This window comes from Sodalis sp. dw_96 (assembly GCF_018449575.1).
In the GTDB taxonomy this organism is placed as follows: Bacteria; Pseudomonadota; Gammaproteobacteria; order Enterobacterales; family Enterobacteriaceae; genus Acerihabitans.
Window position 1 is genome coordinate 185,576 of the sequence record NZ_JAAVUT010000002.1, and the last position, 17,372, is coordinate 202,947.

General features: G+C 52.7%; 11 protein-coding genes, 6 tRNA genes and 1 pseudogene. 9 read left to right on the plus strand and 9 right to left on the minus strand.

From position 1 onward, the window contains the following. Positions 1-33: 33 nt before the first annotated feature. Both HB631_RS03925 and alaC read right to left on the minus strand, forming a co-directional pair. Positions 34-165: pseudogene (locus tag HB631_RS03925) on the minus strand (CPBP family intramembrane glutamate endopeptidase); the annotation flags it as partial. Between the two features lie 495 nt (positions 166-660). After that, positions 661-1,902 (minus strand): alanine transaminase, encoded by a 1,242-nt coding sequence (alaC, locus tag HB631_RS03930; protein WP_213989853.1) that lies wholly within the window; start codon positions 1,900-1,902, stop codon positions 661-663. Between the two features lie 526 nt (positions 1,903-2,428). On the opposite strand from alaC, the gene HB631_RS03935 reads away from it, so the two are divergent. Both HB631_RS03935 and HB631_RS03940 read left to right on the plus strand, forming a co-directional pair. After that, positions 2,429-4,105, plus strand: coding sequence for a LytS/YhcK type 5TM receptor domain-containing protein (locus HB631_RS03935; RefSeq protein WP_213989854.1), 1,677 nt, complete (start codon positions 2,429-2,431; stop codon positions 4,103-4,105). A gap of 36 nt (positions 4,106-4,141) precedes the next feature. Continuing rightward, positions 4,142-4,876 (plus strand): LytTR family DNA-binding domain-containing protein, encoded by a 735-nt coding sequence (locus HB631_RS03940; protein ID WP_213989855.1) that lies wholly within the window; start codon positions 4,142-4,144, stop codon positions 4,874-4,876. Between the two features lie 422 nt (positions 4,877-5,298). Here the strand turns inward: HB631_RS03940 and glk are convergent, their stop codons facing one another. Then, on the minus strand, positions 5,299-6,261 hold the full coding sequence (gene glk / locus HB631_RS03945; RefSeq protein WP_213989856.1) for a glucokinase: 963 nt from the start codon (positions 6,259-6,261) through the stop codon (positions 5,299-5,301). A gap of 142 nt (positions 6,262-6,403) precedes the next feature. Further along, positions 6,404-7,105, minus strand: coding sequence for an aspartate/glutamate racemase family protein (locus tag HB631_RS03950; RefSeq protein ID WP_213989857.1), 702 nt, complete (start codon positions 7,103-7,105; stop codon positions 6,404-6,406). Between the two features lie 211 nt (positions 7,106-7,316). On the opposite strand from HB631_RS03950, the gene mgrA reads away from it, so the two are divergent. Then, complete coding sequence (gene mgrA, locus HB631_RS03955) at positions 7,317-8,306, plus strand: L-glyceraldehyde 3-phosphate reductase (protein ID WP_213989858.1); 990 nt, start codon at positions 7,317-7,319, stop codon at positions 8,304-8,306. 92 nt (positions 8,307-8,398) lie between these two features. Here mgrA and HB631_RS03960 read toward each other — a convergent pair whose 3' ends face one another. Further along, positions 8,399-9,634, minus strand: a complete 1,236-nt coding sequence (locus HB631_RS03960; RefSeq protein ID WP_213989859.1) for an Nramp family divalent metal transporter — start codon at positions 9,632-9,634, stop codon at positions 8,399-8,401. A 383-nt stretch (positions 9,635-10,017) separates the two neighbouring features. On the opposite strand from HB631_RS03960, the gene HB631_RS03965 reads away from it, so the two are divergent. Continuing rightward, positions 10,018-11,202 (plus strand): NupC/NupG family nucleoside CNT transporter, encoded by a 1,185-nt coding sequence (locus HB631_RS03965; protein WP_213989860.1) that lies wholly within the window; start codon positions 10,018-10,020, stop codon positions 11,200-11,202. 281 nt (positions 11,203-11,483) lie between these two features. On the opposite strand, the gene HB631_RS03970 is transcribed toward HB631_RS03965, so the two are convergent. The 3 genes from HB631_RS03970 to gltX form a co-directional block, all read right to left on the minus strand. Further along, a tRNA-Ala gene (locus tag HB631_RS03970) sits at positions 11,484-11,559 on the minus strand. Positions 11,560-11,604: 45 nt separating this feature from the next. After that, positions 11,605-11,680, minus strand: a tRNA-Ala gene (locus HB631_RS03975). Between the two features lie 127 nt (positions 11,681-11,807). Beyond that, on the minus strand, positions 11,808-13,217 hold the full coding sequence (gene gltX / locus HB631_RS03980) for a glutamate--tRNA ligase (protein ID WP_213989861.1): 1,410 nt from the start codon (positions 13,215-13,217) through the stop codon (positions 11,808-11,810). A gap of 249 nt (positions 13,218-13,466) precedes the next feature. Between gltX and HB631_RS03985 the strand changes: the two genes are divergently transcribed. From HB631_RS03985 to HB631_RS04005, 5 genes are all read left to right on the plus strand, one after another. Beyond that, positions 13,467-13,542: transfer RNA gene (locus HB631_RS03985), tRNA-Val, on the plus strand. Between the two features lie 55 nt (positions 13,543-13,597). After that, positions 13,598-13,673 (plus strand) — tRNA-Val (locus HB631_RS03990). A 42-nt stretch (positions 13,674-13,715) separates the two neighbouring features. Then, positions 13,716-13,791, plus strand: a tRNA-Val gene (locus HB631_RS03995). A 16-nt stretch (positions 13,792-13,807) separates the two neighbouring features. Next, positions 13,808-13,883, plus strand: a tRNA-Lys gene (locus tag HB631_RS04000). Positions 13,884-14,323: 440 nt separating this feature from the next. Then, the gene (locus HB631_RS04005) at positions 14,324-15,340 is read left to right on the plus strand and encodes an alpha/beta hydrolase (RefSeq protein ID WP_213989862.1); all 1,017 of its coding nucleotides are present in this window, start codon (positions 14,324-14,326) and stop codon (positions 15,338-15,340) included. Between the two features lie 503 nt (positions 15,341-15,843). On the opposite strand, the gene HB631_RS04010 is transcribed toward HB631_RS04005, so the two are convergent. Continuing rightward, a complete protein-coding gene (locus HB631_RS04010; protein WP_213989863.1) occupies positions 15,844-17,367 on the minus strand; it encodes a DHA2 family efflux MFS transporter permease subunit in 1,524 nt (507 codons plus the stop codon). Positions 17,368-17,372: the final 5 nt, after the last annotated feature.

The following is a 17,372-nucleotide window of genomic DNA, read 5'->3' on the forward strand; positions in this document are numbered from 1 at the left end:
GATGTTATATGACGCTATAAATTTAACAAAAGTTTATCCGCCGGGCCGATAAAAAGGATAGGTAAAAAATAAAAGATGGATCAGGTTAAGCAGAAAATGAAACAATGTCGCAATCCATAATTTGCCGCTCCATAACCAGGCCAAACCATAAATATTTCCGCCCAGCAGAGTCGCCAGGCAGAGCAGTGCAAACATGCTCAAAACCAGTCCTGCCCAATAAAACCAGCGTGGATGAGTCGGCACCGGTCTTGATAACAATGTGGGCATACATGCCAGGAGCAAGGCCATGAAAAAAACAGCCGCGGTGATTCTCCGATCCAATCGAAGGAAGGCTCCGCAGGTGAGTGCAGCGGCCAGAAGTACCCACATAGCGTCGCGTCCTATTGGATGATAAAAAACGAAACGCGGTTCGCTGGATACGACCGCACCATAGAGGTTTTGGCTTATTAATATAATTTTTCGATTTTATCATTTGATTCCCCCCCTTATTGCATCGCACGAAGACGGGCCCATCAATGATGTGGGATGAATTCTAAACCAGACGACAATACTGCTCTTCAGGGGTTGGATTTCTGCGTAAGGTATTGTTTATGCTGCTGAGATGAAGTCTGACAGGAATATATTTCAGGCTCAACCGGGCATAGCCCGGTTTCAATATTCTTATAATGCCTGATCGGCGACGTGTTTAGCTGAGCTGGGTTTCAATTGCCCGTCGGCACGGAACATGGCTTTGATACCCCGCACCGCCTGCCGGATACGATCCTGGTTCTCAATCAAGGCGAACCGGACGTGGGTATCGCCGTAATCGCCAAAACCGATACCGGGGGAAACGCAAACCTTGGCTTCCGACAACAATTTTTTGGCAAATTCCAGCGATCCCATGGCAGCATAATGTTCCGGGATTTTCGCCCAGACATACATGGAGGCCTTGGGATTATCCACCATCCAGCCCGCCTCGTGCAGGCCGCGCACCAGCACGTCCCTGCGCTGGTGATATTGCTCGACAATATCCAGCACGCACTGCTGATCCCCCTCCAGCGCGGCGATGGCGGCAACCTGCAGCGGGGTGAAGGTACCGTAATCGTGATAGCTTTTGATGCGTGCCAACGCATTCACCAGTTCGGGGTTGCCCACCATAAACCCGATACGCCAGCCCGCCATATTGTAACTTTTTGACAGGGTGAAAAATTCCACCGCAATCTCTTTCGCGCCCGGCACCTGCATAATGGAAGGCGCTTTCCAACCGTCATACACGATATCGGCATAGGCCAGGTCATGGACCACCAAAACCCCATACTGGCGCGCCAGCGCCACCACCCGCTCGAAGAAATCCAGTTCGACGCATTGGGCGGTGGGATTCGAGGGAAAGCCCAGAATCATCATTTTGGGGGTGGGGATACTTTCGCGGATAGCCCGTTCCAGCTCGCGGAAGAAATCTACGCCTTCCACCAACGGCACCGAGCGCACCTGGGCGCCGGCGATAACCGCGCCATAAATATGAATAGGGTAGCTGGGATTGGGCACCAGCACCGTGTCGCCATGATCAAGGGTGGCCAGCATCAGGTGGGCCAGTCCTTCTTTGGACCCGATAGTGACGATGGCTTCGCTGTCCGGATCGATATCCACCGCATAGCGATCGGCATACCAGCGAGAAATCGCGCGCCGCAGACGCGGAATGCCCCGCGAGGTTGAATATCCGTGGGTATCTTCGCGTTTAGCCACCGTACAGAGTTTTTCGACTATGTGCGGCGGCGTCGGCCCGTCGGGATTACCCATGCTGAAATCGATGATATCTTCACCGCGACGGCGCGCCGCCATTTTCAACTCGGAAGTGATATTGAATACATAAGGGGGGAGACGTTCGATGCGTGTAAAACGCCGTGATGAACCGGATTCGGCCATAATATCCTCAATGTACGTTAGCGCCCGGACCATCCGAGCGACGCTGACCCTTTTTGGGTCTGTTTGAGAACCTATCTCAATGCCGGTCGGAATACAATGCTTAATCGTCCATACCGGCATTACAGGATAACCCTCGACCCTTCTTGTTCGCAGACAGTGAATAAGGTTGTGTTAACCTCGGATTCGGTTTCTATCCTGCTTCTTTTGCCGTGAGGGGTAGAACTAATTGCTGTACCGATACAGGAGATTAGGTTGTAAAAGCGGTAATATATTTTTTAGCCGTTTTTAAATTTCCCCTTTTTACCTCTTTTAACCGCCACTGCCCGGCAATAATCACCGAAATATAACTTCCTCTTTATTTTACTCAGGTTTCCTCAAATAAGATTTTTGACACCAGCGCCGAAGGCGGCGCGGGTGAAACGTTGACCGACTATTGCTAATATGAACCGGCGGCGGCGCGGGTGGAACATTGATCGCCTATTGCTTATAGTAGCTACAGCATTTATCGAGTTACCGGGACGGGGATGTGAAAGAGATGTTTGATATGCTGCTGGCGGTGTATGAACGCGCGGCATTAATGTTGATTTGTTTGTTCTTACTCACCAGAACCCGGCAATTCCGACAATTGTTGCAAAAAGAGCAGCATACCCGCCAGGAATTGCTGGCGGTTACCGCCATTTTTTCCCTGTTCGCCATTTTCAGCACCTATTCCGGTATCCATGTGGAAGGATCGCTGATTAACGTGCGGATCATCTCGGTCATGTCCGGCGGCATCCTGTTCGGCCCCTGGGTCGGCATCACCACCGGCATCATCGCCGGGGTACATCGTTATCTTATCGATATTAACGGTCCGACGTCGGTTCCTTGCCTTATCAGTAGCGTGGTGGCCGGGTTCGTTTCAGGTTATATCAAATTAAAGATCATCAAGGAGCACCGCTGGGGTATCGGCATCATCGGCGGCATGCTCTGTGAGTGCCTGACCATGCTGCTGGTTGTACTGTGGGCACAGCCAATGTCGTTGGGACTGGACATCGTATCGAAGATTGCGATGCCGATGATCCTGGGCGGCGTCAGTATCGGCATGATTGTGCTGCTGGTGCAGGGGGTGGAAGACGAGAAAGAAGTGATTGCGGCGCGGCAGGCCAAATTGGCCCTGGATATCGCCAATAAAACGTTGCCCTATTTCCGGCATATCAACAGTGACTCCCTCAATACCGTTTGCGATATTATCCGCACCGATATCAGGGCCGACGCGGTGGCCATCACCAACGAGCACAATATCCTGGCCTATGTGGGCGTCGGCGCCGAATTTTATAATATCGGTCATGAAATCATCAGCGAAATGACCAAAGAAAGCATCCAAAGCGGTAAAATCACCATCAAAAACAACGATGAGGCGGAGCGTACCCCGCAAATTCATTCTCTGATCATCATTCCCCTTTGGGAAAAGGGCGTCGTGACCGGTACATTAAAGATTTATTATCGCCATGCCCATCAGATTACCAATTCCCTAAAAGTCATGGCCATCGGCCTGTCGCAGATTATCTCAACCCAAATAGAGGTTTCGCGTATCGAACAGCTGCGGGAAATGGCCGACCAGGCTGAGCTAAGGGCGCTGCAAAGTAAAATCAATCCACATTTTCTGTTTAATGCCCTGAACGCCATTTCATCGTCCATCCGTATCAATCCGGACACCGCCCGGCAGCTTATTATCAATCTCTCCCGATATCTGCGTTATAACCTCGAGCTTAATGATGCCCAAATCGATATCAAGAAGGAGCTTTATCAAATCCAGGATTACGTCGCCATCGAGCAGGCGCGGTTCGGCAGCAAACTGAGCATCATTTACGATATTGACGAGGAATTGTCATTCAGCATTCCCAGTCTATTGATCCAGCCCCTGGTGGAAAACGCTATTGTGCACGGTATCCAGCCTTGCCGGGGTAAAGGGGTAGTGGTGATTTCCATCAGGGATGATGGCGAGCGTGTTCGCATCTCGGTGAAGGATACCGGTAACGGCATCAGCGAAGAGGTGATTGAGCAGGTGAAGCGCAACGAATTACCGGGAAAAAGAATCGGCCTGCTGAACGTGCACCATCGCGTATTGTTATTATACGGTGAAGGTCTTCATATTTGCCGCCTTGAGCCAGGCACTGAAATCTGGTTTTTTATCCCACATAACAGCAGTAAGTTGGCCGCCTGACCGGTGGGATTTATTGTTCAAAGTAAGCGAGACAGTATGAAAGCCGTTATTGTCGAAGATGAGTTTTTATCGCAGGAGGAGCTAAGCTATCTCATCCGTAAACACAGCAGCCTGACCATTGAAGCCACCTTTGAAGACGGCCTGGACGTTCTGCGCTATTTACAGGGCCATGAGGTGGATGTGATTTTTTTGGATATCAATATTCCCTCCCTGGACGGGGTATTGCTGGCGCAAAGCATCAGCAAATTTGTTCACAAGCCGCAGATCGTCTTTATCACCGCTTATAAGGAGCATGCGGTGGAAGCCTTTGAGCTCGAGGCTTTCGATTATATCCTCAAGCCTTATCAGGAATCGCGCATTGTCACCATGCTGCAAAAACTGGAGGCATTGTTTGCCGCTCCCGCCGCAATAACCGCCAATAGTATCGATTCATCCACCGGCCGCCATTCCATTAATTTGCTCAAAGACGAGCGCATCATCGTTACCGATATTAATAATATTTACTACGCCGCGGCGCAGGAAAAAGTGACGCTGGTGTATACCCGCCGGGAAACCTTCACCATGCCGATGGTGATCACCGAATTTTGCACCCGGCTGCCAGAAGCGGTTTTCTTCCGCTGTCATCGCTCTTACGTGGTGAATTTGATGAAAATTCGCGAAATCGTCCCGTGGTTTAATAATACCTATCTGTTACGGTTAAACGATCTGGATTTTGAGGTGCCGGTGAGCCGGAGCAAGGTCAAAGCCTTCCGGCAGCTAATGAGGTTGTGAATAAATCAGACAGCGCCAAATATCAAGTGAGCGCGTGTTAAAGGGAGATCCGGCCAACACCGATGCTCGAGCCAAACGTGTTAAAGGGAGAGCTTGCCGATGGGTCGAAGCGTGCGTGGGTTTTCCGCCCGCCGGAGCGCCCATGGCACGCTAGGCCCGCCAACACCGATGCTCGAGCCAAACGCGTTAAAGGGAGAGCTTTGCCGATGGGTCGAAGCGGGCGTGGGTTTTCCGCCCGCCGGAGCGCCCATGGCACGCTAGGCCCGCCACCACCGATGCTCGAGCCAAACGCGTTAAAGGGAGAGCTTGCCGATGGGTCGAAGCGGGCGTGGGTTTTCCGCCCGCCGGAGCGCCCATGGCACGCTAGGCCCGCCAACACCGATGCTTGAGCCAAACGCGTTAAAGGGAGAGCTTGCCAGCGACTAAAGTTCGCTGCCCATCAACTGCCGCAAATGGGCGCCGGCGCCCAGCAGGCCCGGTTGCTCATGGGTAATGAGATAAACCGGAATGGCGGACAGGTAACTTTTAAAACGGCCTTTGTCTTCGAAAGCCGCCCGAAAACCGGAAGCGCGAAAAAAGTCCTTGAACCGCGGCACCAGACCGCCGGCAATATAAACCCCGCCAAAGGTGCCCATGCTCAGGGCAAGATTACCGCCGAAGCGGCCCATGATTTCACAGAACACCGATAACGCGCGGCGACAATCGGCATCGGCGCCGTCAATAGCCCTATCCGTGACCTGCGACGGATGTAGATCTTCCGGTACCCGACCATCGGCTTTCACCAGGCTGCGGTAGATATTCACCAGCCCCGGTCCGGACAATACCCGTTCGGTTGAGACATGTCCCCGTTCGGCGTGCAGCTGGGCCAGAATAGCGATTTCATCGTCGCTGCCGGCGGCAAAACCCACATGGCCGCCCTCGCCGGGCAGGCTTATCCAGTGCTTGTCCTGGAGCAGTAAATGACAGACACCCAGTCCGGTGCCCGCGCCGTAAACCACTATCGGTCCGGGCTGTGCCTCGCCGCCGCCGAATTGCTCGACGTCGGCCTCACCTAGTACCGGTACCGCCATCGACACGGCGGTGAAATCATTGATAACTTCCAACCGCGCCAAACCGAGGTTCGCTTTCATCTCTTTGATGGAGAAGGTCCAGGAATTATTGGTCATCTCCACCCGATCGCCGGTAATGGGACAGGCAATGGCGATACAAGCTTCGGAGGCGGCAACCTTTTGCGCCTCCAGAAAGTGCCGGATCACGGCTTCAAGAGTGCTGTATTCCTGGGAAGAATAGGTGTGGATATGGGAAATGGTCCCGCTGTCCATATCGCACAATGCCAATCGGGCATTCGTCCCGCCGACATCACCCACCAGGGCGTATTTTGTCATTATATTCAAGGCTCCACTCACTTTGCACATTGCCGTAGGGCGTACATCTGACAATAAGTATAAATAATAAAATAATGATACCAGTTATAATGACCATTGCTATATGTTGGCAAAGCTTTAAATGGGATCGACCTTGTAACCACTATCCTTCGTCCCCCAGTGCAAACGCCACGGCCGAGGCGGCATGAATGGCGGTGGTATCGAACAAAGGTACGGTGGCGTCCTCCTGACTGATTAACAATCCTATCTCGGTGCAACCCAGAATAAGCCCTTCAATGCCCTGGCTTTCGAGTTTGGCGATGATATGTCCATAAGCCTCACGGGATTCGGAATGTATCCGGCCACGGCATAACTCCTCGAAAATTACCCGGTGAATAATGCCGCTGTCATGGTCATTCGGAACCACCACCTCGATGCCGTGGGATTGCGCCAGCCGTTGGCGGTAAAAATCTTCTTGCATCGTGAAGCGGGTACCCAGCAACCCCACCCGCCGTAATCCCCGCCGGGATATTACCCGGCCGGTGGCATCGGCGATATGCAGCAGCGGCAGTGAGCAAGCCTGTTCTATATTATCCGCCACTTTATGCATCGTGTTGGTACATAACACAATAGCTTCCGCGCCCGCCTGCTGTAATGCCACCGCTTTGTCCGCCAGCAGTTGTCCGGCCTGCCGCCACTCTCCTTTGGCCTGCATTTGGGCGACCACGGCAAAATCCACGCTGCAAAGCAGCAGGCTGGCGGAATGCAATCCGCCGAGCCGCTCGCTGATCCCCTGGTTGATCAAGCGGTAATAAGGTAGTGTGGATTCCCAGCTCATGCCGCCGAGCAGTCCGAGTGTCTTCATGTCGCTGTCCTTTGATTTGGCGTCGGTATTCAGCCCGGGCGGACACTCCGTCACGGAAAAAATAATTTAACTGAATGTATACTTGTCACATGTTGAGTTCAATGTCCGCGTCGGCTTGAATTAAAAGCATTGAAAATTGTGATCGCCTCCCGTGCGTTGGCGGTCAATAATGGCTACCCTACCGTCCCGCTTAATGATTTGAGGATCTTGTATGGTTTATTTGGCCAGTCCAACCCGTTATGAGGACATGATTTATCGTCGCTGCGGTACCAGCGGCCTAGAGCTTCCGGCGGTTTCACTCGGGCTGTGGCATAATTTTGGCGATATAACCCGGTTTGAAAACAGCCGCAATATGGTGCGGCGCGCTTTCGATCTAGGCATAACCCATTTCGACCTTGCCAATAATTACGGACCGCCTCCCGGTTCGGCGGAAGAAAATTTCGGTCGTTTGCTGCGCGAGGATTTACATCCCTACCGCGATGAGCTAATCATTTCCACCAAGGCAGGTTACACCATGTGGCCGGGACCTTACGGCGACTGGGGATCAAAAAAATATCTGGTGTCAAGTCTTAACCAGAGCCTACGGCGTATGGGCCTTGATTACGTGGATATTTTTTATCATCACCGTCCCGATACCGCCACGCCGCTGCTGGAGACCATGACAACCCTCGATCTGCTGGTGCGCCAGGGCAAGGCATTGTATATCGGGCTGTCGAATTATCCGGCGGAACTGGCCAGGCAGGCATTCAAGATTTTGCGGGACCTGGGCACGCCTTGTCTGATACATCAGCCGAAATATTCCATGTTCGAGCGGTGGGTGGAACCGGAATTACTGGATGTTCTGGCGGATACCGGCGTCGGATCCATTGCCTTTTCTCCCCTGGCGGGCGGTCTGCTTACCGACCGTTATCTGGAGGGTATTCCGGAAGATTCACGGGTGGCCGCCGGCAGTCATTTCCTCACCAAGGAACGCCTGGATAACCGGACAATGGACAAAGTGCGTCGGTTGAACGCTATCGCCCTCACCCGTGGACAGAAGCTGTCGCAAATGGCCCTGGCCTGGATACTGCGTGGCGATCGGGTGACGTCGGTACTTATCGGCGCCAGCAAGCCGGAACAAATCGATGATGCGGTGGGCATGTTGTCCAATCGCGAATTCAGCGAAGAAGAACTCAGTCAGATAGACGCCATCCTGGGCTGACGGCGATTGCCGCTTTATTATTAAAATGATGCCGTCAAAAAAAGGCCCGATAAGAATTCGGGCCTTTTTATCGCTTATTGCCGCGCCATAACTTATTCCAGCGCCGTGCAAACCAGCAGGTAAATATTCAGCGATATCACCACTACCACAATACACCAGCCGATAATTTTGACCAGCCGGGTGTTGACCATCTCGTTCATCAGTTGGCGATTGCCGGTAAAAACCAACAGCGGAACCAGCGCCAGGGCAATGCCGAAACTCAGCAGCACCTGACTTAACACCAGGATATGGGTGGGATCCAATCCGGCCATGATAACAATAAAGGAAGGCAGCATGGTGACCAGGCGACGTACCAGCAGCGGAATATGAAAATGAACAAACCCTTGCATCACCACTTGCCCGGCCATGGTTCCCACCACGGTGGAAGAGAGCCCGGCCGCCACCAGACTGAGGCCGAACACCGTCGCCGCGGTATGGTTTAATAACGGCGTCAGGGTCAGATAAGCCTCGCCCAGGTCGGAAATACCGGTATGGCCGCTGAAATGGAAGGCCGCCGCCGCGGTGGCCATCATCGCCAGATTCACAAACCCGGCGGTGGTCATGGCGATAGCCACATCCAGTTTGGTGGAGGAATAGCGTTGGGCTCGAGTTCCTTTCAAGGCGTTCTGCGTCAGGGACGAGTGCAGATAAATAACATGGGGCATAATGGTCGCACCCAACACCCCGGCCGCCAGGAACACCGAGTCGGCATTCGGCAGGGTGGGAATCAGCATGCCCCTGCCCAGTTCGGCGACGTTCGGCTGGGAAAAAAACAGTTCAGCGATATAGGCGGCGGCGACAAACACCAGCAACCCGCCAATCACCACTTCCAGCGGTTTTTGGCCGCGATGTTGCAACATGAGGATCAGGAAGGTGGCGATGCCGGTCAATACCGCGCCTTGCAGCAGCGATACCCCCAGCAGCATCTTGAAGCCTATGGCGGCGCCGACGAATTCCGCCACGTCGGTGGCCATGGCAATAATTTCCGCTTGGATCCAATACGCCCACACCGCCGGACGCGGAAAGCGGTCACGAATATGCTCCGCCAGGTTTTTGCCCGTCGCGATGCCCAGTTTTGCCGAAAGCAATTGGATAAGCATGGCCATAAAATTGGCCCAGACCACCACCCAAAGCAAACGGTAGCCGAAGCTGGCTCCTGACTGGATATTGGTGGCGAAATTACCGGGATCAATGTAACCGATGGCGGCGATAAACGCCGGACCGAGCAGGGATAGTTTGATCTTTCGCCCGGAGCGGTTCACCTCATCAACGGTTCGGCTATTCAGCATATCGGTTACCCTTATGATCCATCGAGTCAGCTTCATCGTACCCAAACGATAATAATTATCAAGTGCATTTGGAACGTTTCAGCTTATCTCTGTGATAGATGACGATGATGAGCATATGGGGCGTTAATAACTCAACCTGATGACAGTTCCATCCCGCATTGGAGATGATGTAGAGCGTTTTTTCGGCTACTACCAAATGTTAGCACATCAAAAACATAGCTGACTACAATTATAACAATTTTTTTAATTACGTATCTAACGAACAGCTTAGGCATACGGCTGCTAGATGATTTTTCTATATTTGCAACTTATAACTCGTTTTTAATGCTGTCGTTCCATAGAATAAGCGGCGAATTATTGCATAGCTTACGATTGGAGCATTTATGTCCCGGATTTTTCATTTCATTCTCGCCCTGGTGGTCGTGGCGATTTTAGCGTTAGCCGTTAGTCGCGATCGCAAAAACATCAGACTGCGCTATATCGCTCAATTGCTGGTGATCGAGATTTTGCTTGCTTATTTCTTCCTCAATTCATCCGTAGGATTGGGGTTCGTTCAGGGTTTTTCCGCACTATTTGATAAATTATTGGGCTATGCCGCCGAAGGGACCGGCTTTGTTTTCGGCAATATGAATAAACAGGGGCTGGCATTCTTCTTCCTGAATGTGTTATGCCCGATTGTTTTTATCTCCGCGCTTATCGGCATTTTACAACATATCCGGTTATTGCCCTGGATTATCCGCATCATCGGCACTTTGTTGTCAAAGATCAACGGTATGGGAAAACTCGAATCGTTCAATGCCGTCAGTTCATTGATCCTCGGTCAATCGGAAAATTTCATCGCCTATAAAGATATACTGGGCAAAATGTCCGAACGGCGGATGTACACCATGGCGGCAACAGCCATGTCTACGGTGTCAATGTCCATCGTCGGTGCCTATATGACCATGCTGCAGCCCAAATATGTGGTGGCCGCGCTGGTATTAAATATGTTCAGTACCTTTGTGGTACTGTCGCTGATTAACCCCTACCGGGTCGAGAAGGAAGAAGAACTGCAGATGAGCAATCTGCACGCGGGACAAAGTTTTTTTGAAATGTTGGGGGAATATATCCTGGCGGGTTTTAAAGTGGCGATTATCGTCGCGGCGATGCTGATTGGTTTTATCGCCATTATTTCCGCCATCAATGCGCTTTTTAACGTCATCTTCGGCATCAGTTTCCAAGGGATATTGGGTTATATCTTCTTCCCGTTTGCCTGGGTCATGGGCGTTCCCGCTCACGAAGCGCTGCGGGTCGGCAGCATTATGGCAACCAAACTGGTGTCGAATGAGTTTGTCGCCATGATGGATTTGCAAAAAATAGCCGGCCAGCTGTCGCCGCGTTCGGAAGGGATTCTTTCGGTATTCCTGGTGTCTTTCGCCAATTTCTCCTCCATCGGCATCGTGGCCGGGGCGATTAAAGGCTTGAACGAGCATCAAGGCAATGTGGTTTCGCGCTTCGGTCTCAAGCTGGTCTATGGCTCTACCCTGGTTAGCGTGCTCTCCGCGGCGGTTACCGGGCTGGTCATGTAATAAGAAAGAGAAAATCGTTATCATTAGGGCTGAATGGCCCGTTGGGGTCGGGGCAACTCGACCCTTTTTTTATGGTGATTTTTGTAAACTTCTTTGGCACTTACATCGTGCGTCCGCGGCGCTTCATTAAGACTGCCATGGCACTTCCGTTATTCTTCAATAGTTCGTCCGAAGCCCTTCCATGGTCCTTCAGTAGTGCTTCCTTTGCGCTTCCGTGGTTATTCCGTATGAGTACACACGTAAAAAAACCGGCATAAAGCCGGTTTTTTTACACATTAATTTGGTGGAGCTAAGCGGGATCGAACCGCTGACCTCTTGCATGCCATGCAAGCGCTCTCCCAGCTGAGCTATAGCCCCAACATACTGCTTTTTCAGAATAACGACGTAAACCAACCAAACGATTGGTGGAGCTAAGCGGGATCGAACCGCTGACCTCTTGCATGCCATGCAAGCGCTCTCCCAGCTGAGCTATAGCCCCGTTCCAGACATATCGTATCCTGTGGACGGGGCGCATGATATGAAACCCGGCAAACGGTGTCAACGGCTAAATGTGTTTAACGCATCAAACGCTGAAAAAGCCGCCAAATCAGCGGCTCCGAACCGGCTTATTGTTCACGCCGGGTAATAAACTCCAGGGCCATATCGATTCGCGCCAGGGTACGGGTCCGGCCAACCGCATGCACCGTCACATCCAATGCCGGCGATTGGCTGGCCCCGGTAACGGCGACCCGCAGCGGCATCCCCACCTTGCCCATACCCACTTCAAGCTCCGCGGCGGTCTGCTCGATGGCCTGATGTATCAACTCCGGCGTCCAGTCAGCCAGCGCGGCCAGTTTGCCCCGGGCCAGTTCCAGCGGCTGCCGGGCAACCGGGCGTAAATGCTTCTTGGCGGCATCGGCATCGAATTGTTCAAAATCCTGATAGAAGTAGTGGCAGGAGGCCGCCATCTCTTTCAGGGTCTTGCAGCGCTCGCCCAACAGGCCGACCAACGCCGTGAGCTGCGGGCCGTTGCGGGTATCGATACCCTCTTGCTCCATATGCCAGAGCAAATGGGTGGCGACGTATTCCGCCGGCAGATGATTAATATAGTGGTGATTAAGCCACAATAACTTTTCGGTATTAAACGCGCTGGCGGATTTATTGATATCCCCCAGGCTGAACAGCGCTTTCATTTCGTCGATGCTGAATATTTCCTGATCGCCGTGGGACCAGCCCAGACGCACCAGATAATTCAGCAGCGCTTCCGGCAGGAAGCCGTCGTCGCGATACTGCATCACCCCCACCGCCCCATGGCGTTTGGAGAGTTTTTTGCCGTCGTCCCCCAGTATCATCGAGACATGGGCGTATTCCGGCACCGGCGCTCCCAGCGCTTTCAGGATGTTTATCTGGCGCGGGGTATTATTGATATGGTCCTCGCCCCGGATAACATGGGTAATCTCCATATCCCAGTCATCGATAACCACGCAAAAATTATAGGTGGGGGAACCGTCGGTACGGCGGATAATCAAATCGTCCAGTTCCTGATTGCTGAACTCGATGGGCCCGCGAATTTTATCGTCAAAAATCACCGAACCCTCTTGCGGGTTGGCAAAACGCACCACGCAGGGCTCGTTCGCTTCATGATGTTCATGGCTGCCGCGGCAATGGCCGTCATAACGCGGTTTTTCCCCGTGGGCCATTTGCTCTTCGCGCAGCGCTTCCAGCCGCTCTTTAGAGCAGTAGCATTTATAGGCCGTGCCTTGTCCAAGCATGTCGTCGATAACCGCGTTATAGCGGTCAAAGCGTTTGGTCTGAAAATACGGCCCTTCATCCCAATCCAGATTAAGCCAATTCATCCCATCCATGATGGCATCAATAGCAGCCTGGGTTGAGCGCTCCAGATCGGTATCCTCGATACGCAGCACGAACTCCCCGCCATGGTGACGGGCGAACAGCCACGAATAAAGAGCGGTACGGGCGCCGCCGACATGCAGATAGCCGGTGGGGCTGGGCGCAAAACGGGTTTTAATTTTCATCAGGGACATTGCCTTAATCACGCTTGGCTGACGGTGGGAAGCGCTGCTTCCAACCGATAATAAAAAGTGGATAATATTCTACCACTCCCCTTCGATTCCTCAACGCCGTTCGACTTTAGCGGCGTTTTTTAGCGATATTCCGGGCGCGACATGCCACTTCTTGACTAATTTTACGACGAACACACTTTTTACTTTCAAAAATCGTTGACTCACTTGGCAGTATCCCTATAATGCGACACCACACGGCGGGGGTGATTAGCTCAGCTGGGAGAGCGTCTCCCTTACAAGGAGAGGGTCGGCGGTTCGATCCCGTCATCACCCACCACTCTTATTTTGGGTGGCTCCGCTGTGAGAAATAGAAGTAATACGCTGTAAGAAGTGGGTGATTAGCTCAGCTGGGAGAGCGTCTCCCTTACAAGGAGAGGGTCGGCGGTTCGATCCCGTCATCACCCACCACTTCTTAAGTCAGTATTGTTTTGATTTTCGGTTTTCAGAAATGGGTGATTAGCTCAGCTGGGAGAGCGTCTCCCTTACAAGGAGAGGGTCGGCGGTTCGATCCCGTCATCACCCACCATTTCTGATTTTTAAGTGGGTCGTTAGCTCAGTTGGTAGAGCAGTTGACTTTTAATCAATTGGTCGCAGGTTCGAATCCTGCACGACCCACCACTTTCAAATGAATCCCCTCCAATAGCAAACTTTCCCAAAACGCTTATATCGCACGTGTCGTGCTGGATGAGAACCTGCGCAGGTTCGAGCCGAGCGAAGCGAGGAAGTCTTAAATCCGCAGAAATTTCTTTTTGCCAACATTTTTAACCTACTGATTTATAATCACATCCTTAGAAAGCATAAAAATACTTGAGATTAAACAACTAAATATCTTGCTATTTAATAGCGAGCTATATAAATTAAATTCCATCGCATATACAACGGCAGAAGGTGAAACAGAAATGATTCCCTTATCACGCCGAGTAAAGGATGTAGGCACAGTTTTATATAGTTAAATAGCACACTATTAGTTTTCATAATACTTAATTGAGAGCAATACAAGAAGCGTACTCGTCGCCTCGGCGGCATCATACTCACCGACAGAAAGAAGGAAATAAAACATGTCCAGATTGACCACGATTTTCACCGCCTCCCTGCTGACCATGGGAATGAGCAGCGCCTTTGCCGCGACCCAGACCCCCGCAGCCGATCGCCAGGTGCAATCATTTTTAAACGTCCTGAACAATTCCGGCGGCAAACCCATGGAACAGCTTTCGCCGAAAGATGCGCGCCAGGTTCTCACTGACGCTCAGGCCAATGCCAAACTGCCGCCGGCCGACGTCTCGGATAAAACCATTACCGTCGGCGGGCAGGAAATCTCGCTGAAAATCGTTAAACCGGTGGGTGCTACCGGCACATTACCGGTATTTATGTTCTTCCACGGCGGCGGCTGGATACTGGGGGATTTCCCCACCCACGAACGCCTGGTGCGTGACCTTGTGGTGGAATCCGGCGCGGCGGCGGTATTTGTGAATTATACCCCCTCTCCGGAAGCGCATTATCCGGTGGCCATTAACCAGGCCTACGCGGCAACCCGCTGGGTGGCGGAACATGGCGATGAAATCGGCGTGGACGGTTCACGACTGGCGGTAGCGGGTAACAGCGTCGGCGGTAATATGGCCACGGTGGTTTCCCTGATGGCAAAAGAAAAAGGCGCGCCGAAGATCCGCTTTGAAGCCTTGATGTGGCCGGTAACCGATGCCAACTTTGATACCGGATCTTACAAGACCTATGCCCAAGGTCATTTCCTGACCCGCAATATGATGAAGTGGTTCTGGGACGCCTATACCAAAGATGCCAAACAGCGCAAGGATATCCATGCCTCGCCGCTGCTGGCCACCGAGGCTCAGTTGAAAGGTATGCCGCCTACATTGATTCAAACCGCCGAACTGGATGTACTGCGTGACGAGGGCGAAGCCTATGGCAGGAAGCTGGATGCCGCCGGCGTTGACGTGACCGTAACCCGCTACAACGGCGTAATCCATGACTTTGGGTTACTGAATCCCTTAAGCCAAGTCCCGGCGGTCCGCTCACAGGTCCTGCAGGCAGCCACCGAACTGAAAACCCACCTGCAATAATCCCACCCCAAGATCGCGGTCGTATGGACCGCGATCTTCAAGTGAAAGTCTAATAGCACTGAAACTTAAACCAGACGTGTTAAAGGGAGACCGTGCTGATGGGGCCGAAGCGGGCATGGGTTTTCTGCCCGACAGAGCGCCCCACAGCATGGTAGGCCCGCTAACACCGATCATGCAACAATCGTGTTAAAGGGAAACCGTGCTGATGGGGTCGAATCGGGCATGGGTTTTCTGCCCGACAGAGCGCCCCACAGCATGGTAGGCCCGCTAACACCGATCATGCAACAAACGTGTTAAAGGGAGACCGTGCCAATGGGGCCGAAGCGGGCATGGGTTTTCTGCCCGACAGAGCGCCCCACAGCATGGTAGGCCCGCTAACACCGATCATGCAACAAGCGTGTTAAAGGGAGACCGTGCTGACGGGGTCGGAGCGGCCATTGTCAGCCGCAAAGCGCCCCATGGCGCGGTTTGCTCGCGCCTGCACCGAGCGTGACAGCGTATACCTAATGCCCGCCACCGCCGCCGGCCTGGGCGGTGAACGGCGGCTTGGCCAGAAATATCACGATGACCAGCGAAAAGAAGATCCAGCCCAGAAGCGTAAAATAATCCACGGTGGACATCATGTAAGCCTGCCCTTCCACCAGCTTATCCAATTGCGCCATGGCCCTCTGGCTGCTGCCTCCCAACTGCGCAATGTAAGACTGCGTATTCTGGCTATAAGGCGTGATATTTTCCACCAGCTGCGCATGATGAAATATTTCCCTGCGCTGCCAGATCCAGGTGGTCAGAGACGACGCAAAACTCCCCCCCAACACCCGCAAAAAGGTCGCCAACCCCGAACCGTCGGCGATCTCCCGCGGCGACAAGCTGGACAGCAGAATACTGGTGGTAGGCATGAAAAACAGCGCGATGCCGATACCCATGAATCCCTGGATCATCGCAATATGATAATAATCCACCATGGTATTAAAATCGGCCCGCATAAAGCACGATACGCCGATCACCAGGAACGACCCCCCCGACAGCAAGCGCAAATCGAACATATGGGCGTAACGCCCCACCAGCGGCGACATAATCACCGGCAACAGACCCATCGGCGCCGCCGCCATCCCGGCCCATACCGGCGTATAACCCAGTTGGGTTTGCAGCCACTGCGGCAACAACAGGTTAATGCCGAAGAAACCGGAATAACCCAACACCAGCGCCAGGGTACCAAAGGAGAAATTCCGGTAGCGGAACAGGCGCAGATTGACAATGGGATGTTTATCGGTGAATTCCCAAATGACCAGCGATATCAGCGAAACAGAAGAAATTAACGTGCCGATAACAATGAAATTGGAACTGAACCAATCGAGATCGTTGCCTTTGTCCAATACCACCTGCAATAACCCGACCCCCAGCACCAACAGCCCAAGTCCGATATAATCGATGGGCTGATGTTCGATTTCTTCCGGCCGTTCCTTCAACTGGGTGAACACCAGCATGGCGGCAAAAATACCGATAGGCACATTGATAAAAAAGATCCACGACCAAGAGTAATTATCGGTAATCCAGCCCCCCGCCAGCGGTCCGATAATGGGTGCCACCACCGTCACCATCGCCAGCAGGGACAACGCCATTCCCCGCTTGGCGGCGGGGTAAATCGACAACAGCAGAGTTTGCGCCATGGGATACAGCGGGCCGGCGAAAAAACCCTGCAACGCGCGGAATATCACCAATTGCGTCATGCTTTGGGAAATACCGCACAGAAACGAAGTGATAATAAACAGTATCACCGAAGCCAAAAACAGCTTGGTCTGGCCGAAACGACGGGACATCCAGCCGGTCAAAGGCAATGCGATGGCGTTGGACACCGCGAACGAGGTGATAACCCACGTCCCCTGATCAGAGCTGACGCCCAGATTGCCGGAAATGGTCGGTAATGCCACATTGGCGATCGTGGTATCCAGCACCTGCATAAACGTCGCCAGCGACAGTCCGATAGTGGCCAAGACCAGGCTGGGCGGACGGAACGATTGATCACTCATGGCGG